Origin of the sequence: Enterococcus sp. DIV1090 (assembly GCF_050537975.1) — a bacterium.
GTDB lineage: Bacteria > Bacillota > Bacilli > Lactobacillales > Enterococcaceae > Enterococcus > Enterococcus faecalis.
Genome location: NZ_CP172917.1, coordinates 703845 through 718694 on the forward strand (window position 1 = coordinate 703845; position 14850 = coordinate 718694).

The 14850-nt window shown below is 37.4% G+C and carries 13 protein-coding genes and 1 riboswitch; of the genes, 8 read left to right on the forward strand and 5 right to left on the reverse strand.

The window, feature by feature from the left end:
* Positions 1-114: 114 nt before the first annotated feature.
* Both metG and IGL48_RS03390 read left to right on the forward strand, forming a co-directional pair.
* A complete protein-coding gene (gene metG / locus IGL48_RS03385) occupies positions 115-2124 on the forward strand; it encodes a methionine--tRNA ligase (RefSeq protein ID WP_002355813.1) in 2010 nt (669 codons plus the stop codon).
* A gap of 99 nt (positions 2125-2223) precedes the next feature.
* Positions 2224-2499 carry a hypothetical protein gene (locus IGL48_RS03390; RefSeq protein ID WP_002361374.1) on the forward strand — a complete coding sequence of 92 codons (276 nt, stop codon included), beginning with the start codon at positions 2224-2226 and terminating at the stop codon, positions 2497-2499.
* A gap of 58 nt (positions 2500-2557) precedes the next feature.
* On the opposite strand, the gene IGL48_RS03395 is transcribed toward IGL48_RS03390, so the two are convergent.
* On the reverse strand, positions 2558-3163 hold the full coding sequence (locus IGL48_RS03395) for a hypothetical protein (protein ID WP_002383359.1): 606 nt from the start codon (positions 3161-3163) through the stop codon (positions 2558-2560).
* A gap of 120 nt (positions 3164-3283) precedes the next feature.
* Positions 3284-5506 (reverse strand): HelD family protein, encoded by a 2223-nt coding sequence (locus IGL48_RS03400; protein WP_025190688.1) that lies wholly within the window; start codon positions 5504-5506, stop codon positions 3284-3286.
* A gap of 134 nt (positions 5507-5640) precedes the next feature.
* Between IGL48_RS03400 and IGL48_RS03405 the strand changes: the two genes are divergently transcribed.
* The 4 genes from IGL48_RS03405 to IGL48_RS03420 all read left to right on the forward strand — a co-directional run bounded on the left by IGL48_RS03405 (position 5641) and on the right by IGL48_RS03420 (position 8643).
* Positions 5641-6411 (forward strand): TatD family hydrolase, encoded by a 771-nt coding sequence (locus IGL48_RS03405; protein ID WP_002358846.1) that lies wholly within the window; start codon positions 5641-5643, stop codon positions 6409-6411.
* A complete protein-coding gene (gene rnmV / locus IGL48_RS03410; protein ID WP_002358848.1) occupies positions 6408-6992 on the forward strand; it encodes a ribonuclease M5 in 585 nt (194 codons plus the stop codon). Before IGL48_RS03405 ends, rnmV begins: the two co-directional genes overlap by 4 nt.
* Before the next feature lie 18 nt (positions 6993-7010).
* The gene (rsmA, locus tag IGL48_RS03415; protein ID WP_002358849.1) at positions 7011-7898 is read left to right on the forward strand and encodes a 16S rRNA (adenine(1518)-N(6)/adenine(1519)-N(6))-dimethyltransferase RsmA; all 888 of its coding nucleotides are present in this window, start codon (positions 7011-7013) and stop codon (positions 7896-7898) included.
* Positions 7899-8025: 127 nt separating this feature from the next.
* A complete protein-coding gene (locus IGL48_RS03420) occupies positions 8026-8643 on the forward strand; it encodes a hypothetical protein (RefSeq protein ID WP_002355821.1) in 618 nt (205 codons plus the stop codon).
* Positions 8644-8693: 50 nt separating this feature from the next.
* Here IGL48_RS03420 and IGL48_RS03425 read toward each other — a convergent pair whose 3' ends face one another.
* A complete protein-coding gene (locus tag IGL48_RS03425) occupies positions 8694-9797 on the reverse strand; it encodes an ABC transporter ATP-binding protein (RefSeq protein ID WP_002355822.1) in 1104 nt (367 codons plus the stop codon).
* 185 nt (positions 9798-9982) lie between these two features.
* Between IGL48_RS03425 and mgsA the strand changes: the two genes are divergently transcribed.
* Together mgsA and IGL48_RS03435 are read left to right on the forward strand one after the other, a co-directional pair.
* Positions 9983-10405: a methylglyoxal synthase gene (gene mgsA / locus IGL48_RS03430; protein ID WP_002355823.1), complete on the forward strand. Its 423-nt coding sequence runs from the start codon at positions 9983-9985 to the stop codon at positions 10403-10405.
* Between the two features lie 66 nt (positions 10406-10471).
* Positions 10472-10639: riboswitch (THF riboswitch) on the forward strand.
* A 30-nt stretch (positions 10640-10669) separates the two neighbouring features.
* On the forward strand, positions 10670-11218 hold the full coding sequence (locus IGL48_RS03435; protein ID WP_002385065.1) for a folate family ECF transporter S component: 549 nt from the start codon (positions 10670-10672) through the stop codon (positions 11216-11218).
* A 51-nt stretch (positions 11219-11269) separates the two neighbouring features.
* Here IGL48_RS03435 and IGL48_RS03440 read toward each other — a convergent pair whose 3' ends face one another.
* Positions 11270-13036, reverse strand: coding sequence for an ABC transporter ATP-binding protein (locus IGL48_RS03440; protein ID WP_010824470.1), 1767 nt, complete (start codon positions 13034-13036; stop codon positions 11270-11272).
* On the reverse strand, positions 13026-14753 hold the full coding sequence (locus tag IGL48_RS03445; RefSeq protein ID WP_002363303.1) for an ABC transporter ATP-binding protein: 1728 nt from the start codon (positions 14751-14753) through the stop codon (positions 13026-13028). Before IGL48_RS03445 ends, IGL48_RS03440 begins: the two co-directional genes overlap by 11 nt.
* Positions 14754-14850 lie beyond the last annotated feature (97 nt).

Consider the following 14850-nt stretch of genomic DNA (forward strand, 5'->3'; position numbering starts at 1 on the left):
CATTTTCAAGAGAAAACCGACAAGAAATATAGTTTAATAATGTCTAATTATGGTATACTGTTTAGGAGTAAATCCTGAGGGTTTAGGAAAATGACTAAAGGAGGTTTTTTCTGTATGTCACAGAAAGAAACATTTTATATTACCACCCCAATTTATTACCCAAGTGGGAAGTTACATATTGGGAATTCATATACAACAATCGCCTGCGATGCAATGGCCCGTTACAAGCGTTTAATGGGTTTTGATGTATTTTATTTAACAGGTGTGGATGAACATGGCCAAAAAATTGAAAAAAAAGCTGCTGAGTTGAATGTGACACCAAAAGAGTACGTTGATAAAATGGCAGCAGATGTTCAAAAATTATGGAAAACATTAGATATCAGCTATGATAAATTTATTCGGACAACGGATGATTATCACATGGCAGCCGTGCAACAAATTTTTGATCGTTTAGTAGAACAAGGAGATATCTACCTTGGAGAATATGAAGGTTGGTATTCAGTTTCTGATGAAGAATTTTTCACTGAAACACAATTAGCTGAAGTATATCGTGACGATGAAGGCAATGTCATTGGTGGGAAAGCACCAAGTGGTCACGAAGTCGAATTAGTTAAAGAAGAATCCTATTTCTTCCGCATGAGTAAATATGCGGATCGCTTGGTACAATATTACGAAGAACATCCAGAATTTATTCAACCAGAATCTCGTAAAAATGAGATGCTAAATAACTTTATCAAACCAGGATTAGAAGATTTAGCCGTTTCAAGAACGACTTTCTCTTGGGGAATTCCATTAAAAAATGATCCAAAACATGTGGTTTACGTATGGATTGATGCGTTATCAAACTATATTACAGCACTAGGTTATGGTTCAGAAGATGATTCATTATTCCAAAAATATTGGCCTGCGAACGTGCAAATGGTTGGGAAAGAAATCGTGCGTTTCCATACGATTTATTGGCCAATTATGTTAATGGCCTTAGATTTACCATTACCGAAAAAAGTCTTTGGACATGGTTGGTTATTGATGAAAGACGGAAAAATGTCTAAATCTAAAGGAAATGTTGTTTACCCTGAAATGTTAGTAGAACGCTACGGTCTAGATGCGTTACGTTATTATTTATTACGAGCAATTCCATTTGGTAGTGATGGCGTCTTTACACCAGAAGATTTCGTTTCTCGCTTAAATTATGATTTAGCTAATGACTTAGGAAACTTGTTGAATCGAACAATTGCGATGATTAATAAATATTGTGATGGCAAAGTACCAGCCTATGCTTCAAAAGTTACCCCATTTGATAGTGAACTATCGACAACTGCGGCGAATGTTATTGGAAAATATCATGAAGCAATGGAAAAAATGGAATTTAACACGGCCATTGCAGAAATCTGGACGCTAGTTTCTCGTGCCAATAAATATATTGATGAAACAGCGCCTTGGGTATTGGCTAAAGAAGAAGAGAAACGCAACGAATTAGAAAGTGTCATGATCCATTTAGCGGAAAGCTTACGAATTGTGGCAATCTTATTGCAACCAGTCATGACAGAAACACCAGGGAAAATTTTCGAACAATTAGGCTTAGATCCAGAAACAATGAACATGGAAAATATTCATTTTGGTGAGTTCCCAACAGACGTAACAGTAACAAGTAAAGGAACACCTATTTTCCCACGTTTAGAAATTGAAACAGAAGTAACGTATATTCAAAAGAAAATGTCCCAAAGCGAAAGTGCTACAGAAGAGGATATTAAATGGAATCCAGAAGAAACAACGTTGGTTTCAACGAAAGAAAAACAAATTAAGTACGATGATTTCGATAAAGTGGAATTAAAAGTTGCCGAAGTTATTGACTGTAAAAAAGTCAAAGGAGCAGATAAATTATTGCAATTCCGTTTAGATGCTGGAGATGAAAACCATCGTCAAATTCTTTCAGGTATTGCTGAATTTTATCCAGATCCAGCTGCGCTAATTGGCAAAAAAGTAGTCATTGTGGCTAACTTAAAACCAAGAAAAATGCGTGGTCAAATTAGCCAAGGAATGATTCTTTCAGCTGAATCACCAGAAGGGAAACTTCAAATTGTTGAAGCACCAAAAGAAATGCCAAATGGTGCAGGAATCGCATAAAAGCATAAGTAGTAAAGATAAAAGGTGAATTGTAACCTTTTATCTTTACTACTTTTTTTGTATACTAGAAGAAAAGTGATTTGATGTGGGGGAAGTTTGATGGCTTATCATAAATTTAAATTTTATGAGCAACGAAAAAATGATCCTAAATGGCGTCCGTATTATTTAGAAGCTATGAGAGTAAGGGAACAAGCACGGCTAACAGTTCAACGTAGAAAAAGAAGGGCAAGAATTAGAACCTTTTTAGTGGTTGCGATACTGGTTATTTTAGTTTTTCTGTTATTGGCTCATTGGACATATTCACAAACAAATGAACTCTCTTTCTCCAGTTTTATCGACGTCCTAAAATCGAAAATCAACGAATTTTTAAATTAAAAGAATCGCAGAAAAGCCTAGAAAAAATCATTTGCGATTTTTCCTAGGCTTTTTTATTTTAGAGTTTCACTTTTTTAGGTATTCGTTTTTTACCAAAACGGCCTTTCGTTAGGCGACTTGGTAAAATAATCAGTAAGAGTGAAAAAGGGACACTAATAATTTGCCACGTGAGTAAACGGCCTAAGCTATTATTTTTATAGAGCCACTCTAATATAAAATGCAGCCCTAAAATACTTAACAAAGCCAAGCCTGTCAGGAAATAAGGCGTTGATACCCAGTCGGTCGTTTTCAAAAGGCTAAAACCTAAAGGAATTAGATAAAAGTAAGCACTTGTTAAAGTAATCCGCCAACTTTTCATAACGGTGCCTAAATTAATTATAAAAAAAAGTAAAGATAGGACTAAAGCAAAAGGTGGAAACAAAGCCACTAACGCCGAATAGATGGTTCCCCAGACGAGCATTAAGGGACCTTTAACAATAGCGGCAATAAGTGTAAACAAGCCAATTAGGAGTAACTGCTGTGTCAGTGAGCCAAAGGTTAGCAAGCCAAATAAAATAAGCAGTAGCCAGTGCCAAATGGTTTGGTTTTGTTGTTTTCGCTCAATAGTTACATTTTTTTGGATAGAGGTTTTTAAAAAGTTTTCTAAATCAGGTGATTGTTTCACCTTCTCACGCTCCTCTCAACTTAAGAGACAACAAACGAGTAGGTCTGCTAATTAAAAAGCAGTGCCTACTCGTCTATTATAAGTGGTTTTTCTAAAAATAAAATCCGCCTTAAGTCTCAGTTACTGGGCTGCCAAGTAAGGTGTAAACCATTCGGAAAGTGTGCCGGTATAAGGTAAAACGACCCGTTTCATTCCACGAGAAATAGCAGTATACAGAATTTTTTTATCTCGTTTATTGTCGGAATAACGATTAACATTTGGGTTATGAAGAATTACATTATCAAATTCTAGACCTTTTGCCATATCAATTGATAAAACTTGCAGTGACGGATGCTCTTCCAATGAAAGAGAAGCACTAAGTTCTTTTGTTAATTGTTCTTTTTCTGCAAAAGTTTTAGTAATAATGGCGGTGCTTTCTTTCGGATCAAAAGTTGCAATGGAAGTGACGATTGCTTTAAGATAGTCAGACGCAGAGTCACAAGGAATAAATGTCGGCTTTTCTCCATCATGCCGGATGGGCACAATGGTTAATTGCTCTGGTTGAGTGCCTAATGTTTGGAAGAGTCGTGTAATTTCTTTACTTGAACGATAGCTGTTTAATAATTGATAGGTTCCAACAGAACGGCTGGTTTCGTTAACCAATAGATCATGGGCTTCAGAAAATTCAATGGCTGTATTAAAAATGGCTTGATTTTCATCACCAGCTAAAGTAAAACTAGCTTTAGGGAAAAGTGTCAGCAGTAATAATAATTGGGCTTCTGTATAATCTTGGACTTCATCGACTAGGATAAAAGCCATTTGCTGGTTGGCGAGGTTTTCAATAAATGCATGTTTCACCAAAATAAGGGCCACAATTTCATCGGCTGTGAAAACAGCTGTCTCTTTTTGATACGATTTTTCAGTGAATAAAGAATAAAACGTTTCAAAAAAGGCCCATTGATCTAGCCAAGCATCATTTTTAATAGCGGCAGTGATAGAGCGATATTTTTTCTTCAAACGTTTTAAAGCAAAATCAGCCAGATGTTTTTCATTATCTTCGGTAATCACTGTGCCAAAATAACGAACTTGTTCAGCTTCTGTTAAATCTTGGAATTGATCCAACATTTTTTTAGAATGGGCTTGTTTTAATAAGTACCGTGTCCAAAGACTGGTTAACTTTTCTTTTGTGGCTGAAATTCGTTGGCGAATACTCAAGTCAGCTGGTGTTTCTTGATAAAGTTTAAAAATTGTTTCTGAAGTAAATAAGGTCTGCTTTTTAAAAGTTAAAGGACGGAAAAAATGTGGCTGCACAACTGCTTTTTCAGGATTGCTTAAAAGAAACGTTGCAAATTCTTTTGAACGAATAACGTGCTCTTGCTCCGTTGCCTCAGAGCGAGTAATGCGTTCGAAATAGTCCGTTTCTTCTTCCATTGGCCATGCTTCTTTGGTAGTGAAGCGCAAAAATTGTAAAAGAGTCAAATTCAAGGGATTTCGTTCGCCTAAATTCGGTAAAACTTGAGAAATATAATCAATAAATGTTGAATTTGGTGAAAGTAATAAAATATTATCCGCTGTAATTTCTGCTCGATGTTGATAAAGTAAATAAGCAATCCGTTGCATAATCGCAGACGTTTTCCCACTACCAGCAATCCCGTTGACTAGTAGGAGTGGCTGCGTTTCGTCACGAATTATTTGATTTTGTTCTTGTTGAATGGTTGTCGTAATGTCCTTCATATAAGGAGAAGCATCTTCTTCTAAAGAATGCAATAACACATCATCTTGAATCGCAATGGTTGTGTCAAAATAGTTGATTAATTGATCTTTTTCAATAATTAACTGTCTTTTCAAATCAAGTTGTACAGGAATGGTTTGTTGATGTGCCATGTAGGCTGTTTTTCCTAAAACATTGTCATAAAATAACGAAGCAATCGGTGAGCGCCAATCGTGAATGCGCGTTTCTTCTTCTAAAGAAGTAAAATCGTTTACGCCAATATAAAAGTTTTCTGGCTCTTCAGGGCTGTCTTCAAAAGTCACGCCAATTTTGCCAAAATAAGGAACTTGTAATAGGCGTTTCACTTTGTCTAAATTTTTAGCCGTTGCTTCATTTTTTAAGTTCCACTGATCAATTTCACGGTTCTTCATTTCCAACATGGCAAACGTCTCTAGATTATCGGCATAACTATCAAAATTCAGCTTAGAATCGCGACCAAATTCCTCTAGCATATGTTTGCCATCTTTCATTGTGTTCGCCAATTGCTCTTCGTAAACTTTTTTAGCCGCTTGCAGCTCATGATAAACCATTGTTAAATGCTGTTGTTCATAAATTTTTTCATCGGTCATGGAGATTCCTCCTTTTAATAACATGACTGAATAGTATACGTTACTTTTAGCATAAATGCAAGCGCTGTTTATGAGGAAATGGCGAATCTTGTCGCCTAGTCATTCAGATTTTTCAAGAAATATGATAAAGTAGAGAGGAGATAAAGGAGGCAATCATAATGATTTTTGATACACATACACATTTGAATGCAGAACAATTTAATGATGATATTCCAGAAACGATTGCACATGCCCAAGAATTGGGTGTTACAGAGATGGCCGTGGTCGGTTTTGATGAACCAACGATTGAAAAATCTCTTTTACTTAGTCAGGAATATGCCAATATTTATAGTATCATTGGTTGGCATCCAACAGAAGCGGGTAGCTATACGCCAGAGGTTGAACGACGATTACAAGAACAATTAACGTTGCCAAAAATTGTCGCATTAGGTGAAATCGGTCTTGATTATTACTGGATGGAGGATCCTAAAGAGGTGCAAGAAAAAGTTTTTCGCCGTCAAATTGCGATTGCTCGGGAAATGAATTTACCGTTTAGTGTGCATACGAGAGAGGCATTAGAAGATACCTATCGAATTTTAAAAGATGAAAAAATTTCAGATATTGGTGGAATCATGCATAGTTTCAGTGGCGATGCTGAGTGGATGAAGAAATTTTTAGATTTAGGTTTGCATATTTCTTTTAGTGGCGTCGTGACGTTTAAAAAGGCATTGGATGTTCAAGAAGCGGCGATGGCGGTACCACTCGAACGAATGTTGGTGGAAACAGATGCACCCTATTTAGCTCCCGTTCCTTATCGTGGTAAACGGAATGAACCAGGCTATACACGATACGTAGTGGAAAAAATTGCTGAATTGCGTCAACTAACCTTTGAAGAAGTGGCAGAACAAACGAGAGTCAACGCTCATCGCTTGTTTCGGATAGATAAATGAAGGAAAAAATGAAAGTTGCAGAAATCATTGTCGTTGAAGGAAAAGACGACACACGCCGCATTCAAGAGGTAGTTGCAGCGGATACGATTGAAACGATTGGTTCTGCTATCAATGATGAAATTTTGACACAAATTGAACACGCACAAGAAACGAGAGGCGTGATTATTTTTACAGATCCAGACTATTCGGGCGAAAAAATTCGTAAAACAATAATGGAAGTCGTTCCTGATGCAAAGCATGCTTTTTTATCAAGAAAAGTTGCAGTGCCTAAAAAAAATGGCGGTAGCCTAGGGGTTGAACATGCTAGTGATGAAGCAATTATTGAAGCCTTAAAAAAAGTCGTAACACCTGTTCAAGCTGATGAAGACTATCAAGAAATTCCTAGACAAACACTAGTTGAATATGGTTTAATAGCGGGAGCAAATGCCAAAAAATACCGTGAATTATTAGGAGATGACCTAAGAATTGGCTATACAAATAGCAAACAGTTAGTCAAACGGTTAAGCATGTTTCGGATTACAGAAGCAGAATTGAAAGAAAGCATGACACGTATTTTAAAAGAACTTGCAAACGAAGAATAACTACATGGAGGAACAAGCGTGACGGACTATAAAGAAATTGCCACACCATCCAGAACCAAAGAAATACTAAAAAAACATGGATTTTCATTTAAAAAGAGTTTAGGTCAAAATTTTTTGACAGAGCCTAATATTTTAAGAAAAATTGTAGAAACAGCGGGAATTAATCAGCAGACAAATGTTGTCGAAGTCGGGCCTGGAATTGGTGCATTAACAGAGCAATTAGCGATGAACGCGGCACAAGTTGTGGCTTTTGAGATTGATGATCGCTTGATTCCTGTCTTAGCGGATACCTTAAGTCGCTATGATAATGTGACAGTGGTGCATCAAGATGTTTTAAAAGCTGATTTGGTCGAGACAACCAACCAAGTTTTTCAAGAGAAGTATCCGATTAAAGTGGTAGCTAACCTACCTTACTATATTACTACGCCAATTATGATGCATTTTTTAGAATCTTCTTTAGATGTAGCCGAAATGGTTGTGATGATGCAAAAAGAGGTCGCTGATCGAATTGCTGCTAAACCAGGAACGAAAGCTTATGGCTCATTATCAATTGCTGTCCAATATTTTATGGAAGCAAGTGTCGCCTTTATTGTGCCAAAAACAGTTTTTGTGCCGCAACCCAATGTTGACTCGGCGATTATTAAATTGACGCGCCGTGCTACACCAGCGGTGACAGTGACCAATGAAAAAGAATTTTTCAAATTAACCAAAGCCAGTTTCCAATTAAGACGTAAAACATTGTGGAATAACTTAACGCATTTTTATGGGAAAGATGAACAAACGGTGGCTTGGCTAAAAGAGAGCCTAGCTGAAGCAGAAATTGATCCTTCTAGACGTGGTGAAACATTGTCTTTAGAAGAATTCGCTCGTTTAAGTAATGCTTTAGAAAAAAATAAACCAGTATAAAAAAGAACTTTCTGTTATTTATGAGAAATAACAGAAAGTTTTTTTATGTGTCTTGACACATTGCGGCTGTTCAGCTACACTTGAGAAAAACAAAAAGGTGTCATGACACCTTTAGGAGGCAGTTTTAATGAAAACAAACTCAGTAAAACGTTTAACAATTTCAGCACTTTTAATTGCAATGGGGATTATCATTCCAATGGTTATGCCAAGAATTACCATTGGTCCAGCCAGTTTTACGTTAGCAAGTCACGTCCCAGTTTTTATTGCCATGTTTATTTCTCCAGTGGTGGCAATTGCGGTTAGTCTAGGAACAGGTTTTGGTTTTTTCTTATCCGCAACACCGATTATTGCTTTGCGGGCCTTATCTCATTTGATTTTTGCAGTCATTGGCGCAGTTATTTTACAAAAGCATCCAGAAATTTTAATCAATAAAGAGGGGAAATTCACTTTATTAAATGGGAAATTACAGTTGTTTAACGTGGGAATTGGAGTGATTCATTCCGCTGCCGAGCTAGTGGTTGTTTCTGTATTTTACACAATGGGCAACTTGCCAGGAACTTATTATACAGCCGGCTTCATGTATTCTATTTTTCTTTTGATGGGCGTTGGTGGATTAATTCATAGTTTGGTGGATTTCAGTATTGCCTACTTTTTAGCAAGTACCTTAAGTAAACATGTAGATATTCCAACTTTTACAGAAGCGAAACAACCCAAAGTGATAAAGAAGAAGGTTAAATTAGCATAAAGAGAAACAATCGAGGCATCCGTCATTGTGACGGATGCCTCGAGATTTTTTTATTTAATGACTTCTTCTGTTTGAGGGTCGAAGAAATGTCCTTTGTTTATATCAAAAGCTAAGTCAATCATTTCACCAGGATGGTGGAAGTCACGAGCATCTACTTTTGAGATAAACTCTGTATCACCAATTTTTGTATAAAGCATGGATTCAGCCCCTAATAATTCAGAAACAACGACTTCAGATTTAATCACCGCATCTTTCATTGCTGTTAAAGCCACTTGTTCGCTATGAATATCTTCTGGACGAATACCGAAAATTAATTCTTTGCCTTCATAACCATGTTCAACAAGCTCTTTGTTTCTTCCTTCAGGAATTGCTAGTTTTAAACCATGTTGGTTAGAAATAACCCCATTGTTTAAGGTAACTTTGAAGAAATTCATGGCAGGTGAGCCGATGAACCCAGCTACGAACATATTTTTTGGTGTATTGTAAACTTCTTTTGGTGAACCAATTTGTTGAATAAAGCCATCTTTCATAATTACGATTCGATCAGCCATGGTCATCGCTTCGGTTTGGTCATGTGTCACATAAATTGTCGTAGTTTCTAAACGTTGGTGTAGTTTAGCGATTTCAGCACGCATGGCTACACGTAATTTTGCATCCAAGTTTGATAAAGGTTCATCCATTAAAAAGACTTTGGCATCACGGACAATTGCCCGGCCAAGTGCAACACGTTGGCGTTGTCCACCAGAAAGCGCCGCAGGTTTACGTTGTAAGTACTCTGTTAAGCCCAGAATATCCGCAGCATTTTCCACCCGTTTTTTAATTTCAGCTTTATCATATTTTCTTAGTTTTAAACCAAAGGCCATGTTATCAAAAACAGTCATATGCGGGTAAAGCGCATAGTTTTGGAAAACCATGGCAATATCACGATCTTTCGGTGCAACGTCATTCATGACTTTGTCCCCAATTGATAATTCACCTTCAGTAATATCTTCTAAGCCAGCAATCATGCGCAATGTTGTTGATTTACCGCAACCAGAAGGTCCGACAAAGACGATAAATTCACGGTCTGTAATTTCTAAGTTAAAATCTGTAACAGAATAATGTTCTGCATTGTCATATTTTTTATACACATTTCTAAGCGCCATTTCCACCATTTGATACGTCACTCTTTTCTTTTTGATTTGTTACTCATAGTTTAAATGAAAACGCTATCTTTCGGCAAGGGAGAGTTGCACAAGAAAAAGAAGACTTTTTCGTCAAGGTGACAAAGGGCAAACACTCTCAGCGGATTTATCGATAAACTTTTGTTATAATATAACAAAGACAGGAGTTGGATAACATGAAAATCGCTTTAATCGCTCATGATCGTAAAAAAACATTAATGATCAAACTAGCAACCGCTTATAAACATATTTTAGAAAAACATGAATTGTATGCAACAGGAACGACAGGCATGAAAGTGATGGAAGCAACTGGCTTACCCGTGCATTGCTTTAAATCGGGGCCATTAGGTGGGGATCAACAGATTGGCGCAATGATATCAGAAGACAACATTGATTTAGTTATTTTTTTAAGAGATCCTCTTTCCGCGCAACCGCATGAACCAGATGTGACAGCTTTGATTCGTCTAAGTGATGTCTATGAAATTCCTTTAGCAACCAATATCGGCAGTGCTGAAATTCTTTTGAGAGGTGTCGAGGCGGGGTTTGCGGACTTCCGTGAGGTTATCCATGAAGGCGATCGTCGACCGTTAGCTTTTTAGAGAACCTTAATGGTTATTTTGACTATTTTGTGGTATATTTTATGAGGACTTTTGTCCAAATAAAATAACAGAGTAGGAGACAAAGCGTTAAGTGCTAAAAGGATGGGATGTTGCCTTTTGGACGAAGAACATAAACAGTGTGTTGCTAGAAAGTAAAGGTTCTTACTTTGCTTATCATCAGAACAACACGTTCAGCTTTTTAATGTTCGCGGTTTTGTTTTCGCATTCGCTGCATGGTTCGTCATGTAGCAGCTCTTAGAGGAGATGCTAAAAATGACAAAGAAAAAATTTGGCACAAAATCCATTGCGTTAATGGGCGTACTCATTGCGGTGGTCGTTGTCTTTTCGCGCTTTTTTGCGTATGAAACAACGTTTTTAAAAATCAGTTTCACGTTTATTCCAGAATCATTGATTGGGATGATTTTCGGACCTTTTTGGGCTGGAATCGGCACGGCGGTGGCTGATGTGGTAGGAATGCTGCTTTTTCCAAAGGCAGGCTATTTTCCTGGGTTTACTTTAAATGCCTTTTTGGCTGGTGCTATTTATGGTTATTTCTATTATAAGAAAGAAATGACATGGCAACGAGTGATTTTGGCGACATTGTTGGTCACCGTTTTAATTAATATCATTTTAACGCCTTTGTGGTTAAGTTTAATGTATGGAGTCAATCTAGCAAATTTTGCTTGGTGGGTGCCACGCTTAATTAAAACAGTTATTTTCTTTCCTATTCAAGTAATTGCCACTTATTATTTAGGCAATAAAATTCCCTTTAAACGTTTATTTGGAAAACCATTATCTGAATTAGATCAATAAATTTAAAATTAAAAGAGTCACTTTTCATCATCCCAGAAAAGTGACTCTTTTTTATTGTGCTTTTTGATTAAACTGCGCTTCGTAAAGGTCACGATAATAACCCTGTTCTTTTTGCAATAATTCGTCATGGGTGCCAATTTCAACCACTTGACCATTATCCATAACTAGAATTTTTTCAGCACTTTTGATTGTTGCTAAGCGATGGGCAATAACAAAACTGGTCCGGCCAGTCATCATTTGTAAAAAAGCATCCTGAATTTTTTGCTCGGTCAATGTATCAACTGAACTGGTCGCTTCATCTAAAATAAGCATCGGCGGATTACTAATCATCGTGCGTGCAATAGTCATTAATTGTCGTTGTCCTTCAGAAATTTTAACGCCTTGGGAACCAATCTGAGTATCTAGTCCTTGAGGTAAACGCATGACGAAATCAAAAATATGGGCTTTTTTCATGGCTTCTATAATTTCTTCGTCAGAGGCTTCAGGATTCCCGTATGTTAAATTTTCCCGAATGGAGCTATCGAATAGCCAAGTATCTTGGAGAACCATACCAAAACTTTTTCGCAAGCTATCCCGAGTAATTTGAGTAATGTCGTGAGTATCAACCGTAATTTGACCATGATCGACCTCGTAAAAGCGCATTAACAAATTCACTAATGTTGATTTACCCGCACCAGTTCGCCCAACAATGGCAATTGTTTCTCCTGGTTCAGCAATTAAATTAAAGTTTTCGATTAAAGGTCGCGTCGGCGTGTAAGAAAAATCAACGTCTTTAAATTCAACACGGCCTCGCGCTTCTTTCAAAACAATTGCGTTCGGGGCATCAGGACGTTCAACTGGTTGATCCATCATATCAAAAGTACGTTCCAATCCAGCTAAGGCTGCTTGGATTTGGTTGGTGATTCCTGAGAGTTCAATAAAAGGTTTAGAAAATTGACTAGAGTAAATGGTGAAACTGGAAATAACACCAACTGTGACTAAAGGATTGCCACTTAAAACTAACAAGCCACCGACTAATCCAATCGATAAGTAAGATAAATGGTCGATAAATCGAGAAAGTGGGTTGGTTAAGGAAGAAGAAAACTGAGCCTTCTGTCCTTTTTCATACAACGTTTGATTCAATGCTTCAAATGTTTCTTGTGTAGCTTGTTCTTGTTGAAAGGCTTTAACAATTTTTTGGTTGCCAACCATTTCTGAAACGAAGCCGGAAATTTCACCAACAATCGTTTGTTGTGCAGCAAAGTTTTTTTGTGAAGCTTTTGCAACAAGCCAGTTTACAATAAAAATAATCGGTGTACTGATAAGAACCACTAATGTGAGCAGGGGACTTAGCCGAATCATAAAGAGCAAAGCAACAACGACGGTGGCCATACCGGAAAATAATTGGTTGAAGACAGCCGAGCAAGCCATTGAAATATTGTCAATATCGTTGGTAAAGCGACTGACGATATTTCCGTGTGACGTTTGGTCATAATAACTTAACGGTAATTGATTTAAATGGGCAAAGGCATCTTTTCTCAGCTGTGTGGTCGATAAATAAGACACGCGATTACCGAGACGTTGAATCAGCCATTGACTTAGAACGGTTACGAGTAAAATCCCTGCTAATAAACCTAAAATTTTGATGAGTTGCGCAGCATTGACTTGTCCTTTACCAACCATTGTATCAACGGATTTACCTATATAATAAGTCATGAGGACAGTCGAAAAACCACTGAGAATTCCTAGGATTAAGGCGCCGATAATTTCTTTTGGATAGCATAGTAAATACGGCTTAAAACGTGAGAAGGCGCCAAAATGAATTTTTTTAGTTTGCATGGGTATCCTCCTCCTGTGACGCAACGATTTCTTGATACTCTTTAGAAGAAGTAAGTAATTCTTCGTGGGTGCCAAGGCCAGCGACTTTTCCACTATCTAGGACTAAAATTTGATTCGCCGTTGCAATCGAACTCACGCGTTGTGAAATTAAAATAACGGTTGTCTCTGCTCGTTCTTTTTGTAAAGCACGGCGCAGATTCAAATCTGTTTGATAGTCGAGGGCACTCAAGGAATCATCTAAAATAAGTAAATGCGGTTTCCTAATCAAGGCACGGGCAATGGTCAACCGTTGTCTTTGTCCACCAGAAAAGTTTTTTCCGCCTTCGTTAACAGGCGTGTCTAACCCTTGGTCTAATTGTTCAACAAATTCTTTACATTGGGCGATAGCTAATGCTTCCCAACAGTCTTCATCAGTTGCATTTGGTTTGCCCCATTGTAAGTTTTCTCGAATAGTCCCTGTAAATAAGACGGCAGTTTGTGGGACACTTGCCACTTGTTGGCGTAAAGTAAAGAGCGGCCAATCGCGCACATTTATACCATTAATAAAAAGGTTTCCTGCACTCACATCATAAAATCTGGGAATGAGTTGGGTTAAGGTACTTTTCCCGCTGCCGGTAGGTCCTGTGATGCCGAGAATTGAGCCTTTAGGAATCGTAAAATTGATATTTTCCAAAGCCAAACCGGCCTCTGGTTCATAGCGAAAATCTACATGGTCAAAGGTAATATCACCAAATTGTGGAGATGTTTTTGCTGATTCTGGTGTATCTGTTAACTGACTTTCTACAGTTAAAACCTCATTGACACGGTTTGCGGAAGCGGCAGCTCGCGTAAAAATTACCACGAGATTAGAAGCAACAATTAAAGCGAGCATCATTTGATTCATATAATTGATCAATGCTAAAACTTCCCCTTGTTGCAAGGAACCAAAAGAAACTTTTAAGCCACTAAAATAAAGTAAAAATAAAATTCCAACATTCATAATCAAAGTGGTTAAAGGCGTTAATAAAGCAGAGACATTCGATACGCGAATGTAAATATCGCCTAAATCATCGGAAGCTTTATCAACATGTCGTTGCTCTGTTTCCTTTCTAGCAAACGCACGGATCACACGGACACCGCTTAAATTTTGACTAATTTGACGGTTTAACCGATCCAAATATTCTTGGACTTTTTGATATAAAGGCACAGTCACTTTAATGATAATAAAGAGAATAAGGCTAAAAATTGGTAAAAGTAATAGGAAAAGAAAGCCCATCTGCACGTCAATGTAAAAAGCCATGACCACAGAACCGATACTTAAAAAAGGTGTCCGAATGACCAACCGAATAAACATCGCTAAAGCCAATTGAAGCTGATTGATATCGTTTGTGATCCGGGTGATGAGGGTATCTGTACCAAAACTATTCAATTCTTTGTGTGAAAGCTGATTAATTTTCTTCATTAATTGATTTCTTAGCTCCGTCCCAAAACCTTGCGAAGCGACTGAAGCATAATATTGACAAATCATGACAAAAAATAAACCAACTAACGACATAACAAGCATCCAGAGGGCCATTTCTATGACAGTCTGTCGGTCGTTTTGACGAATACCGACATCGACTAAGTGAGCCATGAATAAGGGCAAGACTAACTCGAAACAAGCTTCTAAAAATTTGAAGACTGGACCGAGGATAATTTGTTTTCGATAATTTTTTGCGTATTTCAATAAACCAAACATAAGATTCCTCCCTTTGCTGCTCTCATTGTAGCCTAATCTTTCAATGAAAGAAAGTTGTTCGCTACATTTTCTCAACTTCTGTTAAAATAGAAGAAAA